This is a genomic window from Streptomyces durocortorensis (assembly GCF_016901035.1).
In the GTDB taxonomy this organism is placed as follows: domain Bacteria; phylum Actinomycetota; class Actinomycetes; order Streptomycetales; family Streptomycetaceae; genus Streptomyces; species Streptomyces durocortorensis.
The window spans coordinates 6,105-12,347 of sequence record NZ_JAFEUF010000208.1 but is presented as its reverse complement, the minus strand read 5'-3'; the positions used below and the strand labels follow the sequence as shown (position 1 = coordinate 12,347).

Sequence of the window (6,243 nt, the reverse complement as noted above, 5' to 3'; positions counted from 1 at the left end):
TGGGAGGGGTCGTCGGGCGGGGTGGCACAGGGGCGCGCTGTGCTTCGGTACTCATCCGGCCCCCTGCTCACACGTCCTCGTACCGACCACGGATCACCGCCGCTGACATGCTTGTTGGTGCTCGCGTGCAGGTCACTCTACGGGCTGCGGGCGGGCCGCGGGGAACGGGACTCCCCGCCGGTGGAGGATCTGCCCCGATCGTCCCCCTACCCAGCCGGAGCGGCTCTCTGGCAAGCTTCCGGCCATGACTGCCCGCGCCGCTGACCGGACCCGCTACAACCGGGCCACCGCCCATCTCGACGCCCCGATCGCGATCGTCGATCTGGAGGCGTTCGACGCCAACGCCGACGATCTGGTGCGGCGGGCGGGCGGAAAGCCGGTCCGGGTGGCGAGCAAATCGGTGCGGTGCCGGGCCCTGCTGGAGCGGGTGCTCGCGCGGCCCGGGTTCGCCGGGATCATGTCGTACACGCTGGCGGAGTCGCTGTGGCTGGCCCGGGCCGGTTTCGACGACGTGCTGCTCGCCTATCCGTCGGCCGACCGGGGCGCGTTCGCCGAGCTGGCCGCCGACCCGAAGCTGGCCTCGGCCGTGACCGTGATGGTGGACGACCACTCCCAGCTGGAGCTGATCGACGCCTCCCGGGCCGGTGGGCGCGAGGAGATCCGGGTCTGCCTGGAGCTGGACACCTCGCTGCGGATGCTCGGCGGCCGGGTGCGGATCGGGGCGCTGCGTTCGCCGCTGCGCTCCCCCGCGCAACTCGCCGAGCTGGCCCGCTCCGTGGCGCGCAGGCCGGGCTTCCGGCTGGTGGGGCTCATGGCGTACGAGGGCCATGTCGCGGGGGTCGGGGACGCGGTCGCCGGGCGGCCGCTGCGATCCCGGGCGATCCGGCTGATGCAGGCCGCCGCCCGCAAGGAGCTGGCGGTGCGCCGGGCCGAGGTGGTGCGGGCGGTCCGGGCGGTCGCACCGGAGCTGGAGTTCGTCAACGGCGGCGGCACGGGCAGCGTGCAGCACACGGCGGCCGAGAGCGCGGTCACGGAGATCGCTGCCGGTTCCGGGCTCTACGTGCCCCGGCTGTTCGACAACTACACGTCGTTCACCGCCCGGCCGGCGGCCCTGTTCGCGCAGCCCGTGGTGCGCCGGCCCGGCGTGGGCGTGGTGACGGTGCTCGGGGGCGGCTACCCGGCGTCCGGCGCGGCCGGAGCGGACCGCTCGCCGGTACCGTATCTGCCGGAGGGGCTGCGCTACGACCCGCAGGAGGGCGCGGGAGAGGTGCAGACGCCGCTGCTGGGCGCCCCCGCCGACGATCTGCTGATCGGGGACAAGGTCTGGTTCCGGCACGCCAAGGCCGGGGAGCTGTGCGAGCGCTTCGACGCGCTGCACCTGATCGAGGGCGACCGGGTCACGGCGAGCGTTCCGACGTACCGGGGCGAGGGACGGACCTTCCTCTGACCCGCCTCTGATCCGACCGCGCCCGCGCTGCGCCCGTCAGGGGCCGATGGAGGCGCCCACGCCGCCGCTCGTCGCGCTGTCGCCGAGCGGGCGGATGCCCCGGGTGATCGTGTCCATCAGGGAGAGCGGCAGACCGGCCACGTCCGCGTCGAAGGCGAACCGGACGATCACCGGGGTCTCGGTGCTCACCGAGGAGGGGAAGGCGAGGGACTGCACGTACCCGCCGGGCCCCTTGCCGGTGGTGACCCGCCAGCGCACCAGATAGCCGGTGCGTCCGGCGACGGACAGCTCCTGCGCCTTGATCACCTTGTGGGACGTGATGCCGCCGTGGATGCGCCGGCCTAGGACGTCCTCCTCGTAGGCCCGGTCGGCGGCGGTGACGATGTCGGCCTCGGCCAGGGCCCGGGGATCGCTCTCGGTGCCCCCGGCGGTGTGGGTGGTGACCGTGCCGTGGTAGCAGAACGACGAGCCGCCCGGGCAGTCGTAGGACTGCTCGGTGCGGATGATGGGGACGTCCTCGGTGGTGTTGTCCGGCTTCTCCCAGCCCGTCGGCACCGGCAGCGTGACCCCGTTGAGCTGGTCGACGAGGACGGACGGGTCCTCGTCCGGGTCGGCCTCGGCGGAGGCCGTGGCGGTGGATGTGGGAGTCGGAGTGGTGACGGGCGCCGGGACCGAGGCGGTCGTCGTCGGAGTCGCCGACGTACCGCTGTCGTCGCGGCCCAGCAGGACCGCCCCGGTGACGGCCGCGCCCAGGACCAGCACCCCGGAGAGCGTGATCGCCAGGACCTTCGTCCGGTTGCCGTCCCCGGATCCGTCGTGGGGGCCGCGCTGGTGCGGGAGCGGAAGCGACGGCGGGCCGAAGCCCTCCGGGACGGCGGGGGCGGCGGCGAGCGGGCGGGTGTGCGCGGTCCAGGCCGTGCCGTCCCACCAGCGCTCGGTGCCGGGGGCGCCCGTGTCCGGATACCAGCCGGGAGGCGTCGCGTAACTCATGCCCACACTCTAGAGTCCGGCTCCGACACGCTCGCGGGGGTTCCCGGCCTTCTCCGGGCCAGGCATCGCGGCCGGTCAGGAACAGGCCGGGCCAGGCGTCGCTGCCGGGTCAGGGCTCCCGGCCGGTCAGGCGTCGCGGCCTGTCAGGGACCGGCCGGGTCAGGCGTCCCGGCCGGTCAGGGAGAGCAGATCGCGGGCGGGGCCGGTGGGGCGGTGGCCGCCGGGCCAGACGGCGCGCAGTTGGCGGCGCAGCCGTACGCCCGCGACCGGGACCTTGACGAGGCGGCGGGACGACAGCTCCTCGCCCAGGGCCAGTTCGCTCAGGACGCAGGGGCCCGCGCCGCTCTCCGCCGCTCCCTTGACCGCCGTGGTGGAGGAGAGTTCCAGCAGCGGCTGGGCCAGTCCGCCGTGCACGGCGAGCGCGGCGTCCAGGACCTGGCGGGTGCCCGAACCGTGTTCGCGCAGGATCAGCGGGGTGGCGGCGAGTTCGCCGGGCAGCAGCGGGGTACGGCGGCGGGCCCAGGGGTGGCTGGGGGCGACCACGACGACGAGGCGGTCGTGGGCGATGACGGTGCCGTCGAGGCCCTCCGGTATCGACAGGCCCTCCACGAAGCCGAGGTCGGCCTCGCCGGTGACCAGGCGGCGGGCGACGGCCGCGGAGTTGCCGACGAGCAGCGAGACCGCGGTGTCCGGGCGCTCCCCGCGCAGGGCGATCAGCCAGCCCGGCAGCAGGTACTCGGCGATCGTCATGCTGGCGGCGACCCGCAGCCGGGAGTCGCGGCGGTCGCGCAGCGCCTGGGTGCCCGCGTCGAAGGCCTCCGCCGCCTCGACGACCCGGCGCGCCCAGTCGGTGACCAGCGCGCCGGCGTCGGTGAGCCGGGAGCCGCGCGGGGAACGGTCCAGCAGGGCGACGCCGAGCTGCCGCTCCATCGACCGGACGCGGCTGGAGGCGGCGGGCTGGGTGATGCCGACGTCCCGGGCGGCCCGGCCGAGGCTGCCGTGCCGGGCGACGGCGAGCAGCAGTTCCAGCGCCCCGAGGTCGGGAACCCGGTGGGAGAGGGGGATGCGGGGTGCGTGCGCGTCGTCGCCGGTCATCAAGCCAGCTTATGACCTCATAGGAACGCGGTCCCTGGTGGGCGTGGACCCCGCCGCGAAGAATCGTGGCATGGCCATCTTTCCGCAGACCCGGACCGCTGTACCGCCCCCTCCCGTCGCCCTTCCCGCGCGGAGAGCGGACGACGGGCCGGGCGTACAGCGGCTGCCGTCCCGGCTGCCTTCCCTGCGGCACATCGGCCCGAACTGGTACGCGAGCGTCATGGGCACCGCGATCGTGGCGTCGGCCGGTGCGGCGCTTCCGGTGGACGTTCCCGGTCTGCGCGCCGCGTGCACGCTGGTGTGGGCCCTGTCGGCCGTGCTGCTGCCGGCCGTCCTCGCCGCGCGTACCGGGCACTGGATCCACCATCGGGACCAGGCCCGCGCCCATCTGCTGGATCCGGCGGTCGCCCCGTTCTACGGCTGTCTGTCGATGGCGCTGATGGCCGTCGGCGGGGCCACCCTGACGGTCGGCGTGGACGTGGTGGGCGCGCGGGCGGTGCTCGCGGTGGACGTGGTGCTGTTCGTGGCGGGCACGGTGATCGGTCTGGTGGCCGCCGTCGTGGTGCCGTATCTGATGGTCGTACGCCACCGTCCCGCGCCCGGGACCGCCTCCCCGGTCTGGCTGCTGCCGCTGGTCGCGCCGATGGTGTCGGCCTCGCAGGGCGCGCTGCTGGTGCCGCACCTGGGAGCCGGGCAGGGGCGCGAGGCGCTGCTGCTGGCCTGCTACGCGATGTTCGGGCTGTCGTTGCTGGCCACCCTGGTGGTGCTGCCGCTGGTCTTCTCGCGGCTGGTCCACCACGGTCCGCTGCCGCTCGCGCTCACCCCGACGCTGTTCCTGGTGCTGGGACCGCTCGGCCAGTCGACGACCGCCGTCAATCAGCTGGCCGATGTCGCCCCGGGGGCGGTCGCGGCCCCCTACGCCTCCGCGTTCGGCGCGTTCGCCGTGCTGTACGGGGTGCCAGTGATGGGCTTCGCGCTGCTGTGGCTGGCCTTGGCGGCCGCCATGGTGGTGCGGGCCGCCCGGAACGGGATGGGGTTCGCGATGACGTGGTGGGCGTTCACCTTCCCCGTCGGTACGTGTGTGACGGGGGCGGCCGGTCTGGCCCGGCACACCGGTCTGGATGCGCTGACCTGGCTGGCGGTGGCGCTGTACGTGTTCCTGGTCGTGGCGTGGGCGGCGGCCGGGACGCGGACGGTGGGCGGGGTGCTCAGCGGAGCGCTGACGGCAGCGCCCGTGCCGCCTCGGCCAGTGACGGCCCGTACCACGTGAGCAGTCGCCCGTCGACGAGTGCGGCGTGCAGGGCGGGGAAGGCCTCGGGCCCGTCGTCGGCGGTGAAGCGGTAGGGCTCGTCGGGCAGCACGACCAGCTCGGCCCCGGAGGCGTTCAGCTCGTCGACGGGGATGCGCGGGTAGCGCTCGGGGTGGTCGGCGTACACGTTGCGGATGCCGAGGCGGGCGAGGAGGTCGCCGGCGAAGGTGTCGTGGCCGAGCACCATCCAGGGCTTGCGCCAGATCGGTACGACGGCGGGGCGCGGGGTTCCGGAGGGCGCGGGAAGGGCGGCCCAGGCGGCTTCGGCCTCGTCCAGCCAGCGGGGCCGGGCGAGCCCGCAGCCGTCGACGAGGACGCGGTGCAGTTCGGCGAAGGCCTGTTCCAGGGTCCGGACCTCGGTGACCAGGACGTCGAGCCCGGCGGCCCGGAGCGCGTCGAGGTCGGGGGCCCGGTTCTCCTCCTCGTTGGCGATCACGAGGTCGGGGGCGAGGGCGGTGATCGCGGCCGGGTCCGGGTTCTTGGTGCCGCCGATCCGGGCGGCGGCGAGGTCGGCCGGGTGCGTGCACCAGTCGGTGACGCCGACCAGCGATCCGGGGGCGGTGCGGGCGACGGCCTCGGTGAGCGAGGGGACCAGCGAGACGACGCGCACGGAACGCCTTTCGGGAAGGGGCGGCCGCCTCAGCGGCGCGAGTCGAAGGTGGCGTCGATGTGTTCGGCCACCGCGACGACGAGGAGCTTGGTGTCGGGCACGGTGGCGCGCCAGCGGTGACGGACCCCGCCGGAGAGGAACAGGCTGTCGCCGCTCTCCAGGCGGTGGACCTGGCCCTCGGCCTCGATGTCGACGGCGCCCTCGACGACGTACATCAGCTCGTCGTTGCGGTGCTGGAACTCGCGCCCGAGGTCCGGTTCGCCGGAGAACTCCAGGGCGCTGAGCTGGTGCCGGCCGCGCACCAGGCGGCGTACGCCCTCGCCCTCCTCGGCCCGGACGACGTCCACGGCGCGCGCGGAGTCGGCGGCGGCGTGGAGCTTCTTGGTGGTGGTCTCCAGCGCCTCCGCGACCCGGTCGAGGGATCGGGCGCTGGGGCGGGCGCGCTCGTTCTCGATCTGGCTGAGGAAGGGCACGGAGAGCCCGCTGCGCGACGCGACCGCGGCCAGCGTGAGGCCGAGGGTTCTGCGCCGACGCCGGACCGCGGCGCCCACCCGCGGTGTGTCCTTGTCGTCCATGTCCGAGCTCCCTCCCGCCCCCGCCATCCTCGCGGTTGCCAGCACCTTACGCACATGGTTGCGCACGACGTACGGAAAACGACTCCGGGCAGCCGGAAAGGGGGGGGGCCCCCCCCCCCCCCCCGGCCCCCCCCCAAACCGCAAGCATGAGAGAGCCGCTGCGCGGCCACCGCAGGCACAAAGGAGGACACACACCCCCGCTGGGGGTAAAACAAAC

Annotated in this window: 6 protein-coding genes; 2 read left to right on the top strand and 4 right to left on the bottom strand. The window is 74.6% G+C overall.

Annotation, left to right across the window (positions count from 1 at the left end):
- Nucleotides 1-244 precede the first annotated feature (244 nt).
- Nucleotides 245-1,447, top strand: coding sequence for an amino acid deaminase/aldolase (locus JS521_RS28045; protein ID WP_205085757.1), 1,203 nt, complete (start codon nucleotides 245-247; stop codon nucleotides 1,445-1,447).
- Nucleotides 1,448-1,483: 36 nt separating this feature from the next.
- Here the strand turns inward: JS521_RS28045 and JS521_RS28040 are convergent, their stop codons facing one another.
- Nucleotides 1,484-2,437: a DUF2510 domain-containing protein gene (locus JS521_RS28040; RefSeq protein ID WP_205085756.1), complete on the bottom strand. Its 954-nt coding sequence runs from the start codon at nucleotides 2,435-2,437 to the stop codon at nucleotides 1,484-1,486.
- 159 nt (nucleotides 2,438-2,596) lie between these two features.
- Nucleotides 2,597-3,532 (bottom strand): LysR family transcriptional regulator, encoded by a 936-nt coding sequence (locus JS521_RS28035; RefSeq protein WP_205085755.1) that lies wholly within the window; start codon nucleotides 3,530-3,532, stop codon nucleotides 2,597-2,599.
- 70 nt (nucleotides 3,533-3,602) lie between these two features.
- Between JS521_RS28035 and JS521_RS28030 the strand changes: the two genes are divergently transcribed.
- A complete protein-coding gene (locus tag JS521_RS28030) occupies nucleotides 3,603-4,802 on the top strand; it encodes a TDT family transporter (protein ID WP_275564227.1) in 1,200 nt (399 codons plus the stop codon).
- Here JS521_RS28030 and JS521_RS28025 read toward each other — a convergent pair.
- Together JS521_RS28025 and JS521_RS28020 are read right to left on the bottom strand one after the other, a co-directional pair.
- Entirely contained in the window at nucleotides 4,741-5,451 is a 711-nt protein-coding gene (locus tag JS521_RS28025) for a helical backbone metal receptor (protein ID WP_205085754.1), read from the bottom strand. The genes JS521_RS28030 and JS521_RS28025 overlap by 62 nt on opposite strands.
- Before the next feature lie 29 nt (nucleotides 5,452-5,480).
- A complete protein-coding gene (locus JS521_RS28020) occupies nucleotides 5,481-6,026 on the bottom strand; it encodes a helix-turn-helix domain-containing protein (RefSeq protein WP_205085753.1) in 546 nt (181 codons plus the stop codon).
- Between the last annotated feature and the right edge of the window lie 217 nt (nucleotides 6,027-6,243).

Excerpts from the sequence above, each read along its gene's own strand:
- JS521_RS28045 (WP_205085757.1), top strand. The coding sequence starts at position 245 with ATGACTGCCCGCGCCGCTGACCGGACCCGCTACAACCGGGCCACCGCC.
- JS521_RS28040 (WP_205085756.1), bottom strand. The coding sequence starts at position 2,437 with ATGAGTTACGCGACGCCTCCCGGCTGGTATCCGGACACGGGCGCCCCC.
- JS521_RS28035 (WP_205085755.1), bottom strand. The coding sequence starts at position 3,532 with ATGACCGGCGACGACGCGCACGCACCCCGCATCCCCCTCTCCCACCGG.
- JS521_RS28030 (WP_275564227.1), top strand. The coding sequence starts at position 3,603 with ATGGCCATCTTTCCGCAGACCCGGACCGCTGTACCGCCCCCTCCCGTC.
- JS521_RS28020 (WP_205085753.1), bottom strand. The coding sequence starts at position 6,026 with ATGGACGACAAGGACACACCGCGGGTGGGCGCCGCGGTCCGGCGTCGG.